Source organism: Maribacter sp., assembly GCA_020629415.1.
Taxonomy (GTDB): domain Bacteria; phylum Bacteroidota; class Bacteroidia; order Flavobacteriales; family Flavobacteriaceae; genus Maribacter; species Maribacter huludaoensis.
In genome coordinates this window covers 1-24,233 of record JAHDDL010000048.1, presented here as the reverse complement: position 1 = coordinate 24,233, position 24,233 = coordinate 1, and the positions used below count along the sequence as shown (strand labels likewise).

18 protein-coding genes are annotated in these 24,233 nt (G+C 36.0%); 4 read left to right on the top strand and 14 right to left on the bottom strand.

Features of this window, described 5'->3' with window-relative positions; translation table 11 throughout:
- The coding region (locus QZ657_RS15240; protein WP_291967963.1) for an amidohydrolase at positions 1-1,016 on the bottom strand (1,016 nt) is incomplete at its 3' end.
- Positions 1,017-1,225: 209 nt separating this feature from the next.
- Between QZ657_RS15240 and QZ657_RS15235 the strand changes: the two genes are divergently transcribed.
- Positions 1,226-3,553: an ATP-dependent helicase gene (locus QZ657_RS15235; RefSeq protein WP_291967962.1), complete on the top strand. Its 2,328-nt coding sequence runs from the start codon at positions 1,226-1,228 to the stop codon at positions 3,551-3,553.
- A 47-nt stretch (positions 3,554-3,600) separates the two neighbouring features.
- Positions 3,601-4,224, top strand: coding sequence for an L-threonylcarbamoyladenylate synthase (locus tag QZ657_RS15230; RefSeq protein ID WP_291967961.1), 624 nt, complete (start codon positions 3,601-3,603; stop codon positions 4,222-4,224).
- A gap of 75 nt (positions 4,225-4,299) precedes the next feature.
- Here the strand turns inward: QZ657_RS15230 and QZ657_RS15225 are convergent, their stop codons facing one another.
- From QZ657_RS15225 to QZ657_RS15215, 3 genes are all read right to left on the bottom strand, one after another.
- On the bottom strand, positions 4,300-5,154 hold the full coding sequence (locus QZ657_RS15225) for an OmpA family protein (RefSeq protein WP_276473275.1): 855 nt from the start codon (positions 5,152-5,154) through the stop codon (positions 4,300-4,302).
- Between the two features lie 101 nt (positions 5,155-5,255).
- On the bottom strand, positions 5,256-6,257 hold the full coding sequence (locus QZ657_RS15220; RefSeq protein WP_291967960.1) for a glycosyltransferase family 2 protein: 1,002 nt from the start codon (positions 6,255-6,257) through the stop codon (positions 5,256-5,258).
- 12 nt (positions 6,258-6,269) lie between these two features.
- Entirely contained in the window at positions 6,270-6,716 is a 447-nt protein-coding gene (locus QZ657_RS15215) for a type I restriction enzyme HsdR N-terminal domain-containing protein (protein ID WP_291967959.1), read from the bottom strand.
- A gap of 26 nt (positions 6,717-6,742) precedes the next feature.
- Here QZ657_RS15215 and holA point away from each other — a divergent pair, with 26 nt between their 5' ends.
- Positions 6,743-7,744: a DNA polymerase III subunit delta gene (holA, locus tag QZ657_RS15210; RefSeq protein ID WP_291967958.1), complete on the top strand. Its 1,002-nt coding sequence runs from the start codon at positions 6,743-6,745 to the stop codon at positions 7,742-7,744.
- 93 nt (positions 7,745-7,837) lie between these two features.
- On the opposite strand, the gene QZ657_RS15205 is transcribed toward holA, so the two are convergent.
- The 8 genes from QZ657_RS15205 to QZ657_RS15170 all read right to left on the bottom strand — a co-directional run bounded on the left by QZ657_RS15205 (position 7,838) and on the right by QZ657_RS15170 (position 21,067).
- Entirely contained in the window at positions 7,838-8,215 is a 378-nt protein-coding gene (locus QZ657_RS15205; RefSeq protein ID WP_276473279.1) for a DoxX family protein, read from the bottom strand.
- Positions 8,216-8,455: 240 nt separating this feature from the next.
- Entirely contained in the window at positions 8,456-10,867 is a 2,412-nt protein-coding gene (locus tag QZ657_RS15200; RefSeq protein WP_291961740.1) for a thiamine pyrophosphate-dependent enzyme, read from the bottom strand.
- Between the two features lie 157 nt (positions 10,868-11,024).
- Positions 11,025-13,874, bottom strand: a complete 2,850-nt coding sequence (locus QZ657_RS15195; RefSeq protein ID WP_291967957.1) for a M1 family aminopeptidase — start codon at positions 13,872-13,874, stop codon at positions 11,025-11,027.
- 8 nt (positions 13,875-13,882) lie between these two features.
- A complete protein-coding gene (locus QZ657_RS15190; RefSeq protein ID WP_291967956.1) occupies positions 13,883-14,569 on the bottom strand; it encodes a TIGR00730 family Rossman fold protein in 687 nt (228 codons plus the stop codon).
- A gap of 39 nt (positions 14,570-14,608) precedes the next feature.
- The gene (gene uvrA, locus QZ657_RS15185; RefSeq protein WP_291967955.1) at positions 14,609-17,440 is read right to left on the bottom strand and encodes an excinuclease ABC subunit UvrA; all 2,832 of its coding nucleotides are present in this window, start codon (positions 17,438-17,440) and stop codon (positions 14,609-14,611) included.
- Between the two features lie 153 nt (positions 17,441-17,593).
- Positions 17,594-18,430 carry a universal stress protein gene (locus tag QZ657_RS15180; RefSeq protein WP_291967954.1) on the bottom strand — a complete coding sequence of 279 codons (837 nt, stop codon included), beginning with the start codon at positions 18,428-18,430 and terminating at the stop codon, positions 17,594-17,596.
- A 68-nt stretch (positions 18,431-18,498) separates the two neighbouring features.
- Positions 18,499-19,551 carry a response regulator gene (locus QZ657_RS15175; protein ID WP_291961733.1) on the bottom strand — a complete coding sequence of 351 codons (1,053 nt, stop codon included), beginning with the start codon at positions 19,549-19,551 and terminating at the stop codon, positions 18,499-18,501.
- Positions 19,552-19,555: 4 nt separating this feature from the next.
- Positions 19,556-21,067 (bottom strand): PAS domain-containing sensor histidine kinase, encoded by a 1,512-nt coding sequence (locus QZ657_RS15170; RefSeq protein WP_291967953.1) that lies wholly within the window; start codon positions 21,065-21,067, stop codon positions 19,556-19,558.
- A 93-nt stretch (positions 21,068-21,160) separates the two neighbouring features.
- Here QZ657_RS15170 and QZ657_RS15165 point away from each other — a divergent pair, with 93 nt between their 5' ends.
- The gene (locus tag QZ657_RS15165) at positions 21,161-21,562 is read left to right on the top strand and encodes a hypothetical protein (protein WP_291967952.1); all 402 of its coding nucleotides are present in this window, start codon (positions 21,161-21,163) and stop codon (positions 21,560-21,562) included.
- 2 nt (positions 21,563-21,564) lie between these two features.
- Here the strand turns inward: QZ657_RS15165 and QZ657_RS15160 are convergent, their stop codons facing one another.
- The gene (locus QZ657_RS15160; protein ID WP_291967951.1) at positions 21,565-23,040 is read right to left on the bottom strand and encodes a mannitol dehydrogenase family protein; all 1,476 of its coding nucleotides are present in this window, start codon (positions 23,038-23,040) and stop codon (positions 21,565-21,567) included.
- Positions 23,041-23,043: 3 nt separating this feature from the next.
- On the bottom strand, positions 23,044-24,233 hold a 1,190-nt coding region (locus QZ657_RS15155), incomplete at its 5' end, for a hypothetical protein (RefSeq protein WP_291967950.1).

Below are 24,233 nucleotides of genomic sequence, written 5' to 3'. Positions count from 1 at the left end.
AATTCTGGGTTGTTATAGGTAATATCCGTAGCATCTGTAATTACACATGTAGCTTCGCCACCGTAGGCTTTAGCAATATCGCTCACCATTTCAACCATACGTTTGTTAAGCTTGTCTTTCATATCATAATCCAACGTTCTTATAGTACCGATCATTTCTGCAGATTCTGGTATAATATTAAAACGGACTCCACTCTTTATTTTACCTACGGTAATAACGGCGGCTTCATTGGTAAGTTCAGTTTCTCTACTGATTATGGTTTGTAGACCGTCTATGATTTTAGCACTGATCAATATTGGATCTACACCGGACCAAGGTTGTGAACCGTGCGACTGTTTACCTTTAACATTGATAACAAATTGCTGGGCTGCGGCCATGGTTCCGCCAGATTTATAGCGAATGGTACCAACGGGAGTTTGTGAATTAATATGAAGGCCAAAAATAGCATCTACCTTAGGGCTGGTCATTACACCTTCCTTTACCATTAAAAGTGCACCGCCTTCTTCTCCTGGTGGTGGTCCTTCTTCTGCTGGTTGAAAAATGAACTTAACGGTTCCTTTGATCTTATCCTTATTTTTAGACATAACTTCAGCTACACCCATTAAGATAGCTGTATGCGTATCGTGCCCACAAGCATGCATAACACCTACTTTTTCGCCCATAAATTCTGAAGTGACATTAGATTTATATGGTAGGTCGTTACGTTCCGTAACGGGTAACGCATCAATATCCGCTCTTAACGCCACTACCTTACCTGGTTGGGCACCTTTTAAAAGACCTACAACACCTGTGTGCGCAACACCGGTTTCAACCTCTATTCCCAAAGATTTTAGGTGTTTTGCAATTTTTTCCGCAGTCTTAAATTCGCGATTACCCAGTTCTGGATTCTGATGTATTTCCCTTCTCCAGTCAACTACTTTGCTTTCAATTGCTTTGTAGTCTTTTTCAAGATTTGGACCTTGTGCCTGTACGGTATAACCGAAAAGTACGAGAACCAATAAGCCTAGTTTTTTCATAATCAATATTTAATATTTGTTTGTTCTCTGTGTTTTTTGTTGATCATTATGGCATAAGAATGTTAACAACCGTAATCTCTATGCAAGAATTAAAGTTTAAATATATTCAAAATGAAAAGAAATACCATTTATTGTTTACAAAACTAAAACACTTCACTTTTACTATCCCTCATTTATGGCTAAATTTACGTCACTAAAAAAAAGAAAATTTGAGCTCATTTATAGATGAATTGAACGATGCCCAAAAAGCTCCCGTTTTGCATAAAGACGGACCTTTAATGGTTATTGCCGGGGCAGGGTCTGGTAAAACACGTGTATTAACGTATAGAATTGCATACCTGATGGCGCAGGGAGTAGATTCTTTTAATATTCTGGCCTTGACCTTTACTAATAAGGCGGCACGGGAAATGAAGGAACGTATAGCACATATAGTTGGTGCCAGCGAAGCAAAAAATCTGTGGATGGGTACCTTTCACTCCGTATTTGCAAAGCTTTTACGTATAGACGGTAACAAGTTGGGCTACCCTGCCAATTTTACTATTTATGATACACAAGATTCGCAAAGACTTATTGCCTCTATTATTAAGGAAATGGGGTTGGACAAGGATATTTATAAATACAAACAGATTCAAAATAGGATATCATCATTTAAAAATAGCTTGATTACCGTAAAGGCCTACCGTAATGATCCGGATTTGGTAGAACAGGATGCAATGGCCAAAAAACCACGAACTGGCGACATTTACGAGAATTATGTGGATCGATGTTTTAAGGCAGGGGCAATGGATTTTGATGATTTGTTATTGCGTACCAACGAGCTTTTAACACGCCACCCAGAAGTGTTGGCAAAATATCAAGATAGGTTTAGGTATATACTGGTAGATGAGTATCAAGATACCAACCATTCCCAATACTTGATCGTAAAAGCATTGGCCGATCGTTTTCAAAATATATGTGTTGTAGGTGATGATGCACAGAGTATTTATTCTTTTAGGGGTGCTAACATTAGCAATATTCTGAACTTTCAAAAAGATTATGATAATGTAGGTATGTACCGTTTAGAGCAGAATTACCGTTCTACCAGAAATATCGTAAATGCGGCAAATTCTATCATTGGAAAAAATCAAAATCAAATCGAGAAAGTAGTTTGGACCGATAATGATGATGGGCCTTCAATTAAAATTCATAGAAGTACCACTGATGCCGAAGAAGGTAGATTTGTAGCAAATTCTATTTGGGAGCATAGAATGCAGCAGCAAATGACAAATGGTCAATTTTGCGTATTATATAGAACAAACTCCCAATCTAGGGCAATTGAAGATGCCTTGCGTAAGAGGGATATTCCGTATCGTATTTATGGCGGATTGTCATTTTACCAGCGTAAAGAGATTAAAGATGTTTTGTCATATTTGCGCCTAGTGATCAACCCAAAAGATGAAGAAGCTTTAAAAAGGGTGATTAATTTTCCTGCCAGAGGAATTGGCGGTACCACATTAGATAGGTTGGTGGTAGCTGCAAATCATTACAACCGGTCCATTTTCGAGGTAATGGAAAATATAGACCGTATAGACTTAAAAATTAATGCGGGTACCAAGCGTAAACTTACGGACTTTGTTAACATGATCAAGAGTTTTCAGGTCATGAACGAAACTACTGATGCCTTTACGTTATCTGAACATGTAGCCAAAAAAACCGGTGTTCTTTTAGAATTTAAGAAAGACGGAACTCCAGAAGGTATCGGTAAAATGGAGAATATAGAAGAACTTTTAAATGGTATAAAAGATTTTGTTGAAGGGCAGCAGGAAATTGATGAAGCTACCGGTAACATTAGTGAATTTTTAGAAGATGTAGCCCTTGCTACTGATTTGGACAATGATACTGGTGATGATGATAGGGTTGCCTTAATGACCATTCATTTGGCAAAGGGATTAGAGTTCCCTTACGTATATATTGTAGGGATGGAAGAAGATTTGTTTCCTTCCGGAATGAGTATGAGCACGCGTAGTGAGTTGGAAGAAGAGCGAAGATTGTTTTATGTTGCTTTAACGAGAGCGGAGAAACAAGCGTATTTAACGTATACGCAAAATAGATACCGTTGGGGTAAATTAATAGATGCAGAGCCCAGTCGCTTTTTAGAGGAGATAGATGAGAAATATGTAGAGAACCTTACGCCTATAGACGGTGGGTACCGTTACAAATCCCTTATAAATGCCGATATATTCGGTGAGGTAGATAAAAGTAGATTACGTCAAGAAAAGCCTAAAAGGGGTACCCCGCCAATGGTAGGCCAGCCCAATTCAGGACAACTGAAAAAATTACGAAAATTAAAGCCACAGTTGTCTGAGCCTGTTGGTAATACCAACAAAATAGACCCAAACCTTACCGTAGGTTCATTGATTAACCATACGCGCTTTGGTCGCGGTAAGGTTGTTAAGATTGAAGGTGCCGGTAATGATAGAAAGGCAGAAATATTATTTGATAAAGGAGATATTAAAAAACTATTGCTACGTTTCGCCAAATTAGAAGTAATTGGGTAGTTATGATGTAATATTTACTTAATATAGTTATTAAAAATCTTTACGTTATGGCAGAATTCATAAAAATATACGAAGAGAATCCTAATCCTAAGGAAATAAAAAAGGTAGTGGAAGTATTGCGTAAAGGTGGTTTGGTTATTTATCCTACTGATACGGTCTATGGTTTGGGATGTGATATTACCAATACTAAGGCACTGGAAAAAATTGCGCGTATTAAGGGAATTAAACTGGCAAAAGCCAATTGGTCTTTTATATGTACGGATTTGAGTAATCTATCCGATTATGTTCGGCAAATTGATACTGCTACATTTAAAATATTGAAAAGGGCATTACCTGGCCCCTATACTTTTATTTTACCAGGAAACAATAATCTGCCTAAGGAGTTTAAAAAGAAAAAGACGGTGGGTATTCGTGTGCCGGATAACAGTATTATAAAAGCTTTGGTGCAAGAACTGGGAAACCCAATTGTTTCAACTTCTATTAGAGATGAAGATGATGTTCTTGAATATACGACCGATCCAGAATTAATTTATGAGAAATGGAATAACCTTGTAGATGTAGTAATTGATGGAGGATACGGTGGTAATGTAGGGTCAACTATAATAGATGTGTCTACCGGAGGGCTGCCAGAAGTTGTACGTGAAGGTAAAGGTAGTCTTGATATTATTTAAATAGATATTTTATTAGTTTAGGCATAAAAAAAAGCGGCTCAATTGAGCCGCTTTAATTTTATAATCTATCTACAATTATTTGTTGATTGCAGGATCTTTCATTCCTTCTTCGATCATGCTGTAAAATTGATCGATTTTTGGAAGAACTACAATACGTGTTCTTCTGTTTTTAGACTTTTCAGTAGTAGAGACCGGTACATATTCTGCTCTACCTGCAGCAGTCATACGCTTAGGGTCTACGTTGAAATCATTTTGTAAAATACGTACAACCGCAGTAGCACGTTTAACACTTAAATCCCAGTTATCCAACAAAGAACCGTTACCTCTGTAAGGAACGTCATCAGTGTGGCCTTCTACCATAAATTCAAAATCAGGCTTGTTGTTTACTACTTTGGCAACTTTACCAAGCACTTCTTTAGCTCTTCTTGTTACATTGTAGCTACCACTGCTAAATAACAATTTATCAGAAATAGAAACGAAAACAACACCTTTTTCAACGCTGATTTCAATATCCTCATCATCCATATTTCCTAAAACACCTTTTAAACTTTGCACTAAAGAAAGGTTTACGGAATCTCTACGTGTTATGGCGTCGTTCAACTTGCGTATAGTTAAATCTTTTTCTTGTAAGCTTTCTAAAGATTTCTCTAAATTCTCCGCACCTTTTGTAGTTAAAGTGGTTAAGTTGCCCATATTATTGATCAACTCTTGATTATTGGCCTTTAAAAATGCATTTTGATCTTCTAATGTTTGAAGTCTAGATGAAGCCGTTGCTTTTTCTTCTAAGCAATCATTCAATTTAACCGTAGCTGAATTCAATAAATCCTGTGCATTTTTGTGTTTAGCTTCAAGATCTGCGTACTTCTTTGAAGACACACAAGATGAAAGTAAAAGGGTTACTCCAAGACATCCTAATAATACTTTTTTCATAATTTTATTCTATTATACTTATTTAAGTGGTTTACTCTATTTTTCGCATCTAAGCGACTTCAAAATTATATAATTACAAAGTCACTTATATGTGTTGTTAGTTAATCTTTTACTAAAATGTTAAAATTACTTATTCTATGTACGAAGTAAGACCATACAATGGACTTCGTAGCATAGTATTTTCTGAGAAATTGTGTTTTTTCTCTTTTCTTATACATTTTTCTAAACTGTCTGTAAAAGCTTAAATGTGCTCTAAAAATAGCGAAAAAGTGTTTGAATCTTAACTGAAAAAGAAATCGTATTGCCGCTATCCCATCTAACAGTAATCTTAAGAAGATAATAATGAAGGCCTTTCTTCTGGGCAAGTTTTTTGTAATAGAGAATAGTGTGTTTCTGAAATTCAAATATGTTTTTTTGGGGTTCATATTGCTTAACGTAGAACCGCCCAAATGAAAGATATGGGAAGTGCCTACATACAATATTTTGTACCCATGGTTTTTTGCACGCCAACATAAATCTACTTCTTCTTGGTGCGCAAAATAGTCCTCGTCAAAACCGTTCAACTCCTTGAATACATTTTTTTTGATAAACATACAGGCTCCGGTTGCCCAAAATATTTCCCTAACATCATCATACTGGCCATTATCCTTTTCTAAGGTTTGAAATACCCTGCCTCTGCAGAAAGGGTAGCCAAGTTGGTCAATAAAACCACCGGCTGCACCTGCATACTCAAAATGATCTTTTTTAAGTAAATCCAAAATCTTGGGTTGTATAATTGCAGCTTCGGGCACTTTTTCAAAGGTTTCTTTTATAGGTGCCAACCATTTGGGCGAAACTTCTACATCTGAATTCAACAAGCAAAAAATATCTGCATCCACATGTTTCAAGGCGTCATTATAGCCTTTGGTAAAACCTCCATTCACAGAATTCTGAATAATCTTAACAGTGGGGTAGGTATTTTTTATAAACGAAACAGAACCATCTGTTGAAGCATTATCCGCAACGTATATATCTGCATCAGCGGAATAATTGATAACAGAAGGTAGGTACCTTTCTAAAAGTACTTCACCATTCCAGTTTAATATGACTACAGCTATCTTCAAAACGATCGCAAATTAACGGCTAAAATCAGGAATTTCCTTCATAAATTCATATTTTTCAGCAATTAGGTCCGTTTGGCAGTAGTAATGTGAGAGTCCGTTAGTAACCATTAAATAAGAAGCGTTCAACTTAAAGTTGTATTGTGCTATTTGATCAAATGTCATTTGGGATATAGAAACTTTTGGAGCTTTACATTCTACAAGTATGTGTAGCTGACCGTTTGGTTTAAACACCACTACGTCATATCTTTTTTTTAAACCGTTTAGGGTTATCTGTTTTTCAACATTAATATGGCTAAGCGGATATTTTTTTTCTTGTACTAGATATTGAACTACATGCTGCCGAACCCATTCTTCTGGTGTGAGTACCAAAAATTTTTTACGTATAACGTCAAAAATCAAGGTTCTATTTTCGCTATTTTTGACCCTGAAAGTGTAGTTAGGAAAATTTAGTGGCTGCATTATACAAAGTTGATGATTTTTTCTGAATGGATGAAGCTGTACAAATAGTCAATACAATTAAGAAAGGACAAATAAGTCCTATTTATTTCCTGTATGGGGAAGAAGCTTATTTTATTGACAAGATTTCAGATTTTATAAGTAACAATGTGTTGACCGAAGATGAAAAAGGGTTCAACCAAATGGTATTGTATGGTAGAGATGTGTCTATTGAAGACATTGTAGGTAATGCCAAACGTTACCCTATGATGGCCGAACATCAAGTAGTAATCGTAAAAGAGGCGCAGCACTTATCCCGTACCATTGAAAACCTTTGTGCATATGCGGAAAACCCTCAGCAATCTACAGTATTGGTCATATGTTATAAATACAAAAAATTAGATAAGCGAAAAAAACTGCATAAGATCATAAAAAAGAACGGTGTAGTTTTTGAAAGTAAGAAATTATACGAGAATCAGGTAAGTGACTGGATCAGAAAGCATTTAGTAAGCCGTGGCTATACCATATCTCATAAAGCAGCGCTTTTGTTGGTAGAATATTTGGGTACAGATCTGGGTAAAATTAGCAAAGAGCTAGACAAGCTAAAATTAGTTTTACCGAAACAGACCGAGATTAACCCTGTGCATATTGAAGAACATATTGGCATTAGTAAGGACTATAATAATTTTGAGTTAAAACGGGCCATTGGTGACAGGGATATCGTCAAGGCTACCAAAATCATTAACCATTTTGCCCAAAATCCAAAAGACAATCCGTTTATATTAACAATAACCTTATTGCATTCATTTTTTACGCAGTTATTGCAATACCATGGGCTTGCGGATCATTCTCCTAAAAATGTGGCAAGTGCTTTGCGTATTAATCCTTATTTCGTAAGCGAAATACAAACAGCAGCTAGAAATTACCCAATGAAGAAAGTAAGCGGTATTATCTCCAGTCTTCGTGAAATGGATTTAAAAAGCAAAGGAGTAGGGGCTACGCCTATGAAAGAGGCAGATTTATTAAAAGAATTGCTTTATAAAATTGTGTAGTAACCGGCTATTCAACTAAATGACAATAATTGGACATTTAAATTTCAACGGAAATAAATTAGATGCTATAGTGTATAGATTTGCTTTAAGCGATTATTTTTTATCGATTGCGAATTTACCCGGACCAACTAATGAAATGGTAATAAATGCTACCAGGTAAAACAACGCTTTTTCCTTTGTACTAAAATCATCCGCACCATGGGCAACAAATGCCGCGACCGCCATAGTTATGGCTGCCGGTATTGCCGCTAATCGTGATTTAAAACCTAGAATTATAAGTATAGGACAAATGAATTCACCTATTACAGCTAAGAATAGTGATGGGGCCTCTCCAATACCGAAGGGGTCTGAGAATTGAAAATCTCCAGAAATCAATTTTTGAAATTTAGGAAGACCATGCGTTAACATCATGGCAGATATTGCAATTCTAAAAAATGCCAAGCCGATATCTTTTAGTAAAGTATTTTTCATGTTATACAATATTTCCCTTAAAAGTATCGATTTTTTTTTGTTTTATTGAAATTAATAAGGAATCGTATTTGACTGATTTTAAATTTTGAAACAATAAATGATAAAGGTAGCTTAATTTTCAAGTAATTAAAGATCCTTCTATAAAAAATAAAAATTTTCTTTTATTCATTGGAAATTCTAGGGCATAAAAAAAATCCCAGTATATATGGGATTTTTTCTTACTAAAACTTCTTGTTTTACTTATCTCAATTTAGGATAATCGTTCGGTCTAACTTCATGCATGATCGCATAAACCTTTTCAAAAATATCCTCTCTGTTAGGCTTTGAAAAATAGTCGCCATCGGTACCATATGCCGGTCTGTGCGCTTTTGCACTTAAAGTTTGTGGGGTACTATCCAAATATTTGAATGCACCTTGTTTTTCTAAAATTTCATTTAGAAGATAAGCAGAACATCCGCCAGGTACATCTTCATCAATAACCAACAAACGGTTGGTTTTTTTAACACTTTCCAAAACCTCCATTTCAATGTCAAACGGTAATAATGTTTGCGCATCTATAACTTCGGCATCAATACCCACCTCAATTAGTTCTTTAGCGGCCTTTTCTACAATACGTAGCGTAGAGCCATAGGAAACTAATGTGATATCGTTGCCTTCTTTCATTGTTTCAACCTTACCGATAGGTGTGCAAAATTCACCTAGGTTTTTTGGTTTCTTCTCTTTTAGTCTATAACCGTTTAAACTTTCAATAACCAATGCAGGCTCATCACTTTTTAAAAGTGTATTGTAAAAACCGGCAGCCTGCGTCATGTTTCTAGGTGCTAAAATGTACATGCCCCTTAGTAAATGTATCAATCCGCCCATTTCTGATCCAGAATGCCATATACCTTCAAGCCTGTGGCCCCTGGTTCTAATAATTAAAGGAGCTTTTTGTTTTCCGGCAGTTCTATATAACAAGGTTGCCAAATCATCGGTAAGGGTAGATAACGCATAAAAAATATAATCCAGATACTGTATTTCTGCAATAGGCCTAAGTCCTCTTAATGCCATACCTATACCTTGCCCAATAATGGTAGTTTCTCGTATGCCGGTATCTGCAACACGTATTTTCCCATATTTCTCTTGCATACCCTCAAGACCTTGGTTAACATCGCCAATGGCTCCTGTGTCTTCACCAAAGATCAATGTGTTGGGGTATTTCTCAAATAGTTTGTCAAAATTATCCCTAAGAATTACCCTGCCGTCCACAAGTTCTTCATCATCATTGTATTCCGGAGTAATACCCGTTACATTTGTGGCCTTATTGTCATTTTCGCTATATAAATGAGAGCTGTACTTAAATTGAGATTCTTCTAGAAAATTGTTGGTCCAATTAATTAAATCCTGTTTCTCCTGCGTATGTTCCCCAAGAAGATAGCGCAATGATTTTCTTGCTGATATAGCCAAATCTTTTCTAATTGGCTCTTCAGTTGCGATTAAATCATTTTTTAATTTATTTAAAAAGTTTTTGTTAGGGCTTTTAGAAGCCGCTTTTTCTATCAAATTCAGCAATAGCGTTTTGTTTGATAGGTTATCTTTCAAATACTCGTCCCAAGCCTGTTTTTTAGCTTCTCTAACGGTACGTTTAATTCTTTTTTCAATGGATTCCAATTCTTCTGATGTGGCTATGCCCGATTCTAAAATCCACTCCTTAAAACGTTTGTTGCAATCATGGTCACGTTCCCATTCTAATCGCTCATTGTCTTTGTAACGTTCATGAGATCCAGAGGTAGAATGGCCCTGTGGCTGTGTTAGTTCGTTTACGTGAATAATTACCGGAACATGCTCTTGTCTGGCAATATCCGCAGCGTTTTCATAGGCATGCATCAATGCAGTATAATCCCAGCCGTTTACTCTTAAGATTTCATAACCTTTTTCTTTTTCGGTCCTTTGAAAACCAGATAGAATTTCTGAAATGTTTTCTTTGGTGGTATGAAATTTTGCAGGTACGGAAATGCCGTATTCATCATCCCAAATGCTAATGACCATTGGCACCTGTAAAACACCGGCGGCATTTATGGTTTCAAAAAACATGCCTTCACTAGTACTTGCGTTACCTATGGTGCCCCAGGCAATTTCATTTCCGTTTATGGAAAATTTTGCACTGTCTAGACCTTCTTGGTTCCTATATACTTTGGATGCTTGTGCCAGTCCTAATAATCTAGGCATTTGCCCGGCGGTACATGAGATGTCGCCGCTACTGTTTTTTTGTTTTGTTAAATCTTTCCAGCTACCGTCCGCATTTAAACTATGTGTTAAAAAGTGACCCCCCATTTGCCTTCCCGCACTCATAGGTTCCTTTTCAATATCCGTAGTGGCATATAGCGCGTGAAAAAATTCTTTAGGCTGCAGTAGGCCCAAGGCCATCATAAAGGTTTGGTCTCTATAGTACCCGCTTCTAAAATCACCATTCTTGAATGAACGAGCCATGGCTAGTTGCGGTAGTTCTTTACCATCACCGAAAATGCCGAACTTGGCCTTACCGGTCAAGACTTCTTTTCTTCCCAGCAAACTACACGTTCTGCTCAAAAAAGCAACTTCGTAATCATTTATTATTTGTTCTTTGAAATCTTCAAAAGAAATATCATTACTGGTTTTAGAAGAGACATCCATGTATAAAACGTGTTTTTACAAAATTACCGAATCAAGTACTTTTTAGCAACGCTGTAACCAGTTAATTTATTCCATATTTTTCAACAAAAGTGATATTATTTTGAAAATATCTTAATTTTAACTAAAATTTATACGGGCCGTATTAGAATTTCTTAGTTTAAAACCATTTTCTTGTGAATAATCCAGTTAAGGTTTTTGGACTAACGGTTATGATAAACCTAATTTTTTCGCCGTAGTTTGGTTGTGAAATTTCCCAACCATTATTAGAGTGTAGCGGTAGGTAAAGTTCAAAATAATCTGTAACCAAATTTAATCGTACTCCAGAATCATACACAAACTTTCCTTCACGACCTTTATTTTTTACCAATCCGGCATCACCATAGAGTTCTATCCATTTCCAAATATTGAAACTACCGTTTACCGTTGCCATCCAGTCATTAGAAAATCTGTAACGTTGATCTAAAAATGATTTGAATCCGCCTTCGGCAATAATTATCTGTTGGCTGTAAATACCAGAATCTTCTGAACGGCCTAGATATCCATAGTCAAAAAGATAATCGGTAGGTCTATCCAACGCAAAACTAAAAAAATCTGTTTCTGTTTTATTACTAAGAAATTTACCGGCAAAAAATCTTAAATTAAGTTGTCTGTTGTTCTCAAAGAGTTTGCGATATTCATATTCAAAGGCCAGTTTACTGAAATTGCCTGCCAATTGAAAATCCGCAAACCAAGAGTTATAATCTAAGATGCCATTGTTCCTGCTTGAATACCGTGCATTGAAAACACTATAGTCCGGATTTTCCGGGTCATTGGCCAAACTTAAAAGAGCCGGATCAAAATCCCTAAAAATGTTAACATATCTGAAACTTAGAAATTCTCTCTTGTTCGATAATAGATCTGCTGGTCTAAAACCAAAGCTTACCGATGGTGTAATTGATGAATATCTAGAGTTTTCATTGAAGTGAGATGTGCCTGCACCAATATTATATTGGGTAACGTACAAACCACTTTTGCTTAGGTATTTTCTATAACTGAATTTTCCAGAGCCTACAAAAGCTTTTTCTTTAAAGGAGTAGGAGGGGGAGAAATCATACACAAAAGGTCTTTCAAGTAAGGTTTTGTTGTATAAACGCATGCCCGGGGTCCAACCATCATAAACATTAAAACTCAATACAGGAACATAGAATACCTGATTGTAATATGGATTTTCGGCATCTTTGAAAAATGTAAATTTTAATTTTTTGTTGCTTGATAGAAAGCCTTTTAAAGATTTCCAATTATCGCGTTGATTGAATTCCGGTATTTTTTGGTCATAGTTAAGTACCAATCTGTCCTCTTGGTTATTGGCAATGGTAAATGTATTTTCAAGCTTAATATCCTTGAACCAATATTCAGAGACTACGGAATCTTTTTTTAGTCCAAAAACTGAAATGGGTACATTGGTGCCTTCTTTATTTTTAATCGTAACATGCAAAGAATCTACTTCTTTTTTTACGTTTTTTATTTTAAAATCAATCTTTCGATCGGTTGAGACATAGTCCTTGAAAAACCAGTTAATGTCCTGTTCTGTTGACCTTTTTAAAATAGATTCAAAGTCCGCAACTTTTACATTATTTAGTTTATAATACTCAAAAAAGGTTTTAATACTTTCATCAACATGTTCTTCACCAATGTAATCTGCCAAATACGCCAGTCCTAGTCCGGCCTTATATTTATTGGCAATTTTTTGATTGAATTTTATAAGCGAATCATTAGAGGTTTGCAATGCTTGGTCTAGATTTTTTCTAGCGGTAAGATTGTATAGAAATGAATATTGGTCGTTAAAATCCATCTTGGCCAGTTCAAAACTTCTAAAGCCCCAGATTTTAGATAGCTTTCCCATTAATTTTTGATTGGGATAGTACTTCTCTACATACGCAATCATTAGATAATTTGCTATGGCGCTGTTCAACCACTGTTCTTTTCTAGGATTTAGGAACATGGTCTCTCTTAAAATACTATTAATGGCCGTTTTTAGAAATTTCATTTCAAATTGAAACTGTTCCCTGTAAGGACGTATAAAAGAGGGGAGTTGATTTATGCCGTAGAGCGGGTCTTTGTTATAATCTAGTTCGCTGACCAATATTTTTTCATGTGGATAGTCACCTAGATTGTTATGAATAAAATTGGCAACCTTATTGATAGATAGACCTTGGCCGATTGTGCTATATCTAGGAGCGTTAAAATCGGTCATAAAGGTCATATACGGTGTTCTGTGTGTGTAGAAGCTTTTTTGTGTATTTAGTATGATCTCTCCGCCTCGCTGTAAATTTCCCTGTAATTGCGCAAATTGCCCATGTGGAAAAGATGATTCTGTCTTAATATCAAAGTTAGAGGCAATGTATAGACTATCGGGGTATTTAAAATTAATGGTGGTATTGGTTTCGTTCATATAAAGATCTTCAAGATTTTTATTTGAATAAAGGTGCCACTTACCATCATATACTGCAGGTGTTAAATACCAATCTTTTAAATAATAATCTCCTCTATTGCCGTAACCGTAAGGTGTGTATTTGTTTGGCGGTAATTTTACCTTGTAGGTGATGAATATTTTTGTTGATGTTTTGGGAGGTAAAATTTCGTTTAGGGTAACCTTTAAAATGTCCTTACCCTCGGTACGGCTCCATTCAAGCCCGTTGTATGTATCGTCAACAACACTTATAATAGTTGTTTTACCGCGTTCGTCCGCTTTTGCAAGATGAAGCGATTTTTTAAATTCTTGAGCAAACCTTTTTGCTAGGGCCGTGTTCTTATCAGAGTAGGCATTAGCCCAATCATTAAAATAAATGATACCTAGGTTATAATTAGAATTATTATAATAGGTAAATTCTTGACGAATATCCAACTCTTTGGTGTATTCGTTTAAACTAACCGTCAAGTCAGTTTCATACTGTGCATAGCAATTAGTTACATTGACAATCAATGTTACTAGGCACAGATAGAAAAGTAAATTTAAATGTTGTTTCAAGGTGTAAATTAAAAATTAGGACTCATGCTGTGTCCCTTGTAAAATGAATCTATAATTTCTACTACCTCTTCTTTTGTATCAACAATTTTAATAAGATTTAAATCTTCTGGACTAATATTGCCCATCTTCAACATGGTGCCTTTTATCCAGTCCATAAGACCTGTCCAGAATTCACTGCCAACCAATATGATCGGGAACTTACCAATTTTATGTGTTTGTATTAACGTTATAGCTTCAAAAAGCTCATCTAAAGTTCCAAAGCCACCTGGCATTACCACAAAACCTTGAGAATATTTTACGAACATTACTTTTCTTACGAAGAAGTAATCAAAATCCAAACTTTTATCATTGTCAATATAGGGATTGTCATGCTGTTCAAAAGGAAGATCTATGTTCAGGCCTACAGAAGTTCCGCCGGCAAGATTTGCACCTCTGTTACCCGCTTCCATAATACCAGGGCCACCACCTGTAATTACACCGTAGCCAGCTTCTGCTATACTTTTTGCAATAGAAACCGCCAATTTGTAATAAGGGTCTTCTTCTTTGGTTCTAGCAGAACCAAAAATAGATACACATGGGCCAATCTTGCTCATACGCTCAAAACCATTTACAAACTCTCCCATTATCTTAAAAATGGCCCAAGAGTCATTGGTTTTTATTTCATTCCAGCCTTTGTGATGTTTTTCTGATCTCATTCGTTTATATATTCTTTTAGATAATTTTTTACCTATTTATTATTTTAATTCTCTCTTTAAAAATTTAGCCGTGTAGCTTTTCTTGTTTTTGGCTACTTGCTCTGGAGTACCTTTGGCAACCAATTGCCCTCCTGAGCGGCCACCTTCGTAACCAATATCAATAATGTGGTCTACCATTTTAATTACGTCCATATTATGTTCAATAACTAACACAGTATTTCCTTTATTGGCTAATTTATTTAAAACTTCCATCAAAACCCTTATATCTTCAAAATGAAGTCCGGTTGTAGGTTCATCTAAAATATAGAAGGTATTACCGGTATCTCTTTTAGAAAGTTCGGTAGCCAATTTTATACGTTGTGCTTCTCCACCGGATAAGGTGGTGGATTGTTGCCCTAACGATATATATCCCAATCCTACATCTTGGATGGTCTTTAACTTACGATGTATTTTTGGAATAAGTTCAAAAAATGATACGGCTTCATTAATGGTCATTTCAAGAACGTCTGAAATAGATTTGCCTTTATAGCGTATTTCCAAGGTTTCCCTATTGAACCTTTTGCCGTTGCAGGTTTCGCATTCCACATAAACATCTGGCAAGAAATTCATTTCTATGACCCTTAGACCTCCACCTTGGCAAGTTTCACATCTACCGCCTTTAACATTGAAACTGAATCTACCCGGTTTATAACCCCTTATAGATGCTTCGGTGGTTTTTGCGAACAAAGATCTTATTTCACTGAACACACCGGTGTATGTTGCAGGGTTTGATCTTGGTGTTCTACCAATGGGAGACTGGTTAATGTCAATTACTTTATCTATATGCTCTAGACCGGTTATCTTTTTATAGGGCATAGGTTTTTTAACGCCATTAAAGTAATGTGCGTTCATAATAGGATAAAGCGTCTCATTGATCAAGGTAGATTTTCCACTACCTGAAACACCTGTTACCCCGATCATTTTTCCCAGTGGAATTTTTACGGTAATATTCTTTAAGTTATTACCTGTGCAGCCAGATAATACAATCTCATTACCGTTGCCTTCTCTTCTTTTTTTAGGAACTTCAATCTCTTTAACACCAGTCATGTAATCCGCGGTCAAGGTATGTACATGTTTTAACTCTTCCGGTGTTCCTTGAGAAATAATTTCACCACCGTTCTTGCCCGCTTTTGGACCTATGTCAATGACATGGTCTGCTCGTTCTATCATATCACGGTCATGTTCCACTACTATGACAGAATTTCCTATATCCCTTAAAGATTCCAACGATTTTATCAATCTTTCGTTATCTCGTTGGTGTAGTCCAATACTAGGCTCATCAAGAATATAGAGTACGCCTACTAATTGCGAACCTATCTGTGTAGCCAATCTAATACGTTGTGCTTCACCACCTGAGAGCGATTTAGAACTTCTGTTCAATGAAAGGTAATCTAAACCTACATCTAATAAGAACTGTATTCTCGTGGTAATTTCCTTAATGATTTCCTCCGCTATTTTTAGCTGATTTCCGCTAAGTTTTTTGTCTAACCCTTTAAAAAACGAAGCAAGTTCAACAATGTCAAAATTTGCCAATTCGGCAATATTCTTCTCTTCTATTTTGAAATAAAGTGATTCCTTTTTTAGGCGAAAACCTGTACATGTGGGACAGGTGATTTTGTCCATATATTCTTTTGCCCATCTTTTGATTGAAGTAGAAGCAGCTTCCTCGAACTGGTTTTTTATAAAGTTTGATATACCTTCATAATCTATCTTATAGGTGCGTTTAACACCTAAGGTTTTTGAATCTACCTCAAAGCTTTCTTTTCCTCCGTTCAACAGAATCTCAATAGCTTCTGCAGGGATAGTATCTATAGGGTCTGTAATTTTAAAACTATAGCGTTCGGAAATAGTTTCAATTTGTTTAAAGGCCCATGATTTTTTGTAATCTCCCAAAGGAGCAATACCACCACCTTTAATGGATAATTTTTTATTAGGAAATATTTTCTTTTCATTCACCTCATACACATGGCCTAATCCTTTACAATTGGGACACATACCCTTAGGGGAATTAAAAGAAAATGTATTGGGTTCAGGAGTAGGATAGGAGATACCTGTGGTGGGGCACATTAAATCCCTACTGAAGTACCTAGGTATATCAGTCCCTTCTTCAAGCACCATTAATACGTTGTCACCACTATACATGGCCGTATTGATACTTTCTGATAATCGTTTATGAAAGTCTTCACTTTCTACAACCTTTAGCCTGTCTATAACGATCTCTATATCATGGGTTTTGTAACGGTCCACTTTCATGCCCTTTACAATATCCTTTACCTCACCATCTACCCTAACTTTTACAAAACCTTGTTTGGCAATTTGCTCAAAGAGTTCACGGTAGTGCCCTTTTCTAGACTTTATGACCGGTGCAAGAATGTTAATTTTCTTGTCTAAATAAGATTCAATGATCAAATCTTTAATTTGCTCATCACTATAGCTTACCATCTTTTCGCCTGTATTATAACTATGTGCATCTGCGGCACGGGCGTAAAGTAGTCTTAGGAAATCATAAATTTCGGTGATGGTACCAACGGTAGATCTTGGCGATTTTGAAGTGGTTTTTTGTTCTATGGCAATTACGGGAGACAAGCCATCTATCTTGTCCACATCAGGGCGTTCTAAACCTCCCAAAAATTGTCTTGCATAGGCTGAAAACGTTTCAATATATCGTCTTTGTCCTTCTGCATAAATGGTGTCAAATGCCAATGATGATTTACCACTACCAGATAGACCGGTTATAACGACCAGTTTATCCCTAGGTATGGTAACATCTATATTTTTAAGGTTATGAACGCGTGCGCCCTTGACCTCTATATTTTCTTCAAAATTAATCATGTATTCATAGCAAAGTTGCAAAAGTACGATTTTGAGTGCTAATTACATACGTTCTTGTATTCTTTGAAAAAGGCTATAATTTTAAAATGTGGATTTAATTGGAAGTACATGATGGAGTAAAGAATAGTAAATAAGTAAAGGGAGGATTTTATTCTACTCGTGCATTACCAATAATGGTACCGAGGTATGGTGACTTAATTTTTCGATTTTATTATTAAAGAACAATTTTTGAAACAAGTTTAGGTTTTTTGCTACCATGACCAGCATTTTAATATTGTTGTCTTGTATATATTCGGCAATGGCTTGTTTTATCTCTTTACCTTGAATATTTCTAAAACAGTGGCTATCTATAAATAATTCTTTTAAATAATCGCTCAGATAGGCTTTATTGTTCAATTGAGTATTTGAAAATTTAGGACTGGATTGTGTCTTGTGAACCACATCTAATCTTGCATTGGTTATTTGTAGAATTTCTGTAATTGAGTTGAGTATTGAATGGTTGTAGAATAAATTGTAATCTGTTGGAAAAGCTATTCTATTTGGTAATTCTACCTTGGTGTTTTCAGGTACCGCAAGAAAGTTACATGCTATTTTAGTTATGATGTTACCTGCATTACTACCTATTACCGATGCCATTAAACCCTTGGCACCTTTGGTTCCCATTACAATTAATTCTATTTTTTTGTCACGTACCGTATTTCTAACTATATCTACAAGGTTGCCATATTCTTTCAAGGCAATATACTGGTGTATTTTATTTGAAAACTGACTGGAGATTTTATCTGTTAGATCATTCAGTTTTTCTTTAGTATTGCTTTTTTGCGGTGAAGTTAAAACCATGAAGGAATTACCGTTAATACCAGAATTGTTTAAAGTATCTACATGCAATACATAGAATCTGCATGGTTCGTTAGTAAATAGATTTGCGGCATATTCCAGCGCATTCCATGCATTTTTAGAGAAATCTGTGGGAATTAAAATATGTTTCATTTATTCAACTTACCTTACAAAAGTAAATAGATGATAAAACGTAATAAATGATATTTATCAGATTTCGTTTAGTTTACATATTGAAGTGCCTTTAGCTCTTTAATTTGAATATTTCTACCTTCGATCGCAATTAGCCCCTCTTTCTTAAAACCCGATAATGTACGTATTAAACTCTCTGTTGCTATGCCGGCAACACTTGCCAAATCATTCCTGGAAATTCGTATGGGCTCATTTGGCTTGGTATTCATTAACTCGGCAAATTGGAGTAAGGTCTGCGCCGTTTTTCTTCGAACGGAGCTATAGGCCATTTGTAATAATTGGGCTTTGATCATTGAAATGTTTTCAGACAACAACTCCATTAATTCCATAGAGATGTTCTTGTTCTCATTCAGTATTGTTTTGAGGTTATCTTTAGAAATCCCTGCAAGTTCTACTGTTTCTAAAGCCGTGGCAGTCTCTTGGTACGGTACGTTATTTAAAAAAGAGGTGAAACCTAAAAAGTCATCTGCTTTAGACAATGAGGTAATCAACTCTTTACCATCAGTATCCATACAATGGCACTTTACAAGACCTTTTAATATGAGATAAATCTTGTTTGATCTGGCACCCTCATCATAAATTGATTCCCCTGCTTTAAAACTGGAAACCTCACCATTGTCGTCAAAGAAGTTTTTGAGTTCATGAACCGTACGTATTTCATTATCTGTAACACCATGTTCTTTGGTGCTTTCATCTTGCATACGTTTAATCAATTCTGCTTTTGCAAGTCTACTTTCAATAGCGCTGATAAGATCTTCTTCGTCAAAAGGTTTGGTAAGGTAATCATCTGCACCTAGATCCATTCCTTTCCGTATTTCTTTGTGCTCAGTTTTAGCCGATAAAAAGATAAACGGAATTTGTTTTGTTTTTTCGTTATTCGATAATTGTTGTAGCACTCCATAACCATCTAATTCTGGCATCATAATGTCGCAAATAATAATGTCCGGTACATCTTCAATGGCTGCATTAACACCTATTTTTCCGTTGGGTGCGGTATTTACGCTATAACCGGCTAATTCTAAAAGTTCTTCCGTGTTTTCACGTAAAGCCTTGTCATCTTCGATCAATAGAATTTGTTTCATAATGTTAGCTGGTTTTTAAATTAGGTATACTTAGTGTAAACGTAGATCCAAAACCTATTTTACTGGTGAATTCTAGACTTCCTCCCAAGTTTTCCATATGTTGTTTTGCGATATTAAGACCAATACCGGTACCCTGGGTTAGTAATGCGTTTTCTGCTCTAAAATAACGATTAAAAATATGCTTCTGTTCTTCTTGGGGAATACCAATGCCTTGGTCAATTACACTAATGATTATGTTAGTATCGTTCAATGTGACTTTAATGGTAATAGTAGTATCTTCAGGAGAGTACTTTATGGCGTTATGTATTAAATTAGATAAGGCCAATTCTAGTGTTTTTTCATCAAAATTGATGTTTAGCTCGTCAATATTTTCTGGGTAATGAATTTGTTGACCAGATTTTAAAAGCATATTACTATTGTATACCACTTCGTTTACAATTTTGCTTAACGGAAATTCTTCTACTTTGTAATTGACTTTGCCGGACTCTAAACGCTCTACAGATAAAAAATCTGTTAGTATGGTGTCTAAATATTTTACTTTGCTTTTAATTGTTGCCACATGTTTGTCCCTCTTTGGTTGCTGATCGGTCTGAGTATATTTTCCTAGCAAGGTGATAGAGGTGAGTATACTACTTAAAGGCGTTTTAAATTCGTGTGACACCAATGATAAAAACCTGGTCTTTAATTCGTTGAGTTCTTTTTCTACGGCTAAAGCTTCCGTTAATTGCTGTGTGCGTTCCTCAACTTTTTTCTCTAGATTTTCGGTGTAATTTTTTCTTTCGGTTATATCTAGTATAAATGCTACGAAAACCTTCTTTTTTCCTAATTCGGACAACTGCAAATGAACTTCTACTGGGTAAGTAGAACCATCCTTTCTACCGTGTATCGTTTCAAATTTAACTTTGGGAATTTCATTATTAAGTAATGGGGAAATCAATTTTTTAAAGTTTTCTTCATTGAACTCCGGTTTAATATCTACCGGGGTCATTTCATACATTTCCGTTATGGTATAACCAATGTTTCTTTGCGCTTCTTTATTGACATTCAAAAATTTGAAGGTTTCTGCATCAAACACAAAAATTTCGTTAAGAGATTCGTCAAAAATTCGTGCCCAATGGCTTAGTTCTTCTTCTTTGTTCTTTCTTTCGGTAATATCGATCACCAAGGCCATAACATAAGTAGATCCGTAAAATTCAAACGGATTTAAACCGGCCTCTACCGGAAATTCTTTGCCACTTTTAGTAATGCCGTAGAGATTTCTACCGTGGCCCATTTGTCGTTTATCACTTTTTGCAATAAACTTGTTTACATGTTTACTATGGTTGGCAAGATATCTTTTGGGTATTAAGATATCCAACGGTTTTCCTAATAATTCTCCCTTTTCATACCCAAACATTTGTTCTGTAGACGTATTGGTGGCCACTACATTTTGTTGGGCATCAACAACAATAATACCTTCTGAAACTCCTTCTGAAAGCAAATTGAAGATATCACTGTTCTTTTGAAAATCTTGCATAGTATCAAATATATAGATTACGACTGATTTTTATCATATATAAAGTGGGTTCTGAGCTGTATTTTCATGGTAAATTCATAGAAAAATTATAAAATGGAAAATACTGCGAAAACAATGAACGGTCTTTATGAGAGCTTAGGAAAGCTTTTTTATGCCGTGGCTATGTGCGATGGTAGTGTACATAGTAATGAATGGGAAAAAGTTAAGGAGTTGGTGAAAGAAGATTGGTTGTACGTAGATGATTTTACGGATCGGTATGGTACAGACGCCGCTAACCAAATTGAAATTGTCTTTGATGTTCTTATGGAAACATCAAAAGGTAGTAAGGAATGTTTTGGAGAATTTGTGGAATTTTACAAGGAGCATCCACATGCCTTTTCAGATGAGATAAAAGCCTTGACCCAAAAAACGGTCAAGGCTATTGCAAATGCATTTTCAGGTAACAATAAATCTGAGCTTATACTTTTGGCCAAGATCAAATTGTTACTCAATTAATGCTATTTCATTAACTTTTTTATATTTGGGTCTGCGTATATTTTCTGCACCATTTCACTGTACAAACTGGAGAATGTCGTATTCTCTGCCAAGTTGCCAAATAAAGATTCTTGTTTTATAAAGGCAAGTGGGTCTTCATTGGTTTTACTGGCGGCTTGGTGCAGTTGGTCTTGCATGGCATCTATAATTTCTATGGATTCACCATCTTTATTTACGCCCTTATCACTATAATAACACCATGCCGCTATTACTAAAGTTGCATATTTAATACTGCCACCCTTAGCCAGGTTATCTTGAATGGTGGCGATTAAAAATTTTGGAAGTTTTGCCGAACTCTCTGAGCAAATTCTACTAACACTATCCTTTATGTTTGGGTTGGCAAAACGTTCTTGTAGACTGTCCTTATATGTTGTAAGATCAATACCTTCTAGCTTATCTAATACTGGTGTTGCTTCCTTATCCATAAAAGCTCTTAAATAGGTGACAAAAAGATCATCTTCCATACAGGCATTAATGGTTGGGTGACCATGCAATGCGCCTAAAATGCCTAGCACGGAATGCCCAGCGTTTAAAAGGCGCAGTTTCATTTTTTCGTACGGTTTCACATCTGGTACAAATTGTACACCTACTTTTTCAAACGCAGGTCTTCCGTTAGAAAAGTTATCTTCAATGACCCATTGTATAAAAGGCTCGCAAGTTACGGGCCACTCATCTTTTAGGTTGTAAGTTTGTTCTAAATAGTCAATGTCGGCCTGTGTGGTTACCGGGGTAATGCGATCAACCATGCTGTTAGGAAAGCTTACCTCTTTTTCAATATATGAAGCTAACTCCTTATCTTGTTTGTTGGCAAAGGTTAGCAACATTTCTTTGGCAACATCTCCGTTGTGTTGAATATTGTCACATGACATTACGGTAAAGGACGGTAAACCGTTCTCCTTTCTTTTTCTAATGGCGGTGGTCAAAAAACCATAAATGGTTTTTGGCTCTTCTGGGTTCGCTAATTCATGTTGCACATCTTTATTCTCAAAATCGAATTCACCTGTAGCCGGATTAAAATTATACCCACCTTCCGTGATGGTTAATGATACTATTTTTGTGTCAGGATGCGCCATTTGGTCAATCACGACATTGGGAGTATCAAATCCCAATTTAAAATCTATGATAGCACCAATAACTTCAGAATCAATTTTTCCATCCGGATGTTTGATTATTAAGGTGTACATACCGTCTTGCTGTTGCAATACATCATGTATTTTTTGATCACCTTTTCGTAAGCCTATACCACAAATACCCCATTCAGAAGCATTTTCTTTTTCTTGTAATAGATGGTTGTAATATGCTTGGTGTGCTCTGTGGAACCCACCTACGCCAACATGTACAATTCCTGCTTTAACTGTATCTCTTTTATAAGATGGTGTGGGTAATTGTCTGCTTATTTCTGCTAAATTTTTCGAGTTCAACATCGTTTCTTTTGTCATTTTTTAGCTAATATTTTTAGATTTTCCGCGTAATAATGCCGCATAGGCAGTAACAAAGTAAACTACCGTGCATATAAACGCATAATAGTAAAAGGTTTCTCTATTTTCAATGTAAATATTTTCGCTTGCACTGCTAAACAATACAATGCCCGCCAAAATTAAGGTTATGATCAAAGCAATGAGCGATACCACCTTTAAGATTTTTGTGAGTAGCGTGGTGTCCTTCACGGGTTTAGTTTCGGTTAAACTTTTTTCTTCTTGGTAGGAAATGATTTTTTCATTTCTTAACCTCTCTTTTTCTTTTTCTTCCGGATATTTATTTTTTGCACCAAATTTACCGGCAAGAACGGTGTAAATGATTATAGTGAAAATCCATGTAGGTATAAATAAATAGAAGAAAGACATTACGTTAAACGCATTTAGCCCAAAACCAAAAACCAAACCTAACCCCCAAGATACAATGGCGGGTGTGCTAAAGGTTAGATTACGGTAGGCCGACCAATAACGGGTGTACCCTATTTTTGGGAAAATTTGGTGTTCGGCAAATACTATTGCGCCTACAGGTACAACCAATAGACCGGCATAGGTAAGTAAGGGCAGAATTTGAGAAAACACAAAAGGAAAACAAGCAATGGCAATGGTAATAAGACCAACGATAATGGTTGTTTTTTTACGAGAGTGTCTGTGGAATATGGCTTGTGCAGCCAACCCTGCCCTATATAAGTTAGTTATTGCAGTGGTCCACCCGGCAACGATAACAATGATAAATCCAGACCATCCTAAAGCATAGAAAGCTACATCTCCCGGATCTAATTCAACGATAGTTTTACCTATGATCACAGCTGCACCGGCACCCATAATACCAGCTGCGATCCATGCAACGAAATGACCGAACATCATACCCGTACTGGTTGCAAGCCCGTATGATTTCTTTTTGGCAAATCGTAATAATGCCATATCAATTAAACCAAAGTGGGTAATGGTATTGGCGGCCCATGCAAAACCAATAACTTCCAATAATCCAATGCCAGGTTCCCCTGCACTGTTGATTCCGGTCCATATGGATTTATCGCCCAGTGATATCAATTCGTTCCATCCACTGGGTAACGTAGTTCCTAAAACATCAAGGGATAATGCGGGTAATAAAACCATAGCACCGCTGGTAAACATTACAAATAACCATGGCGCACATA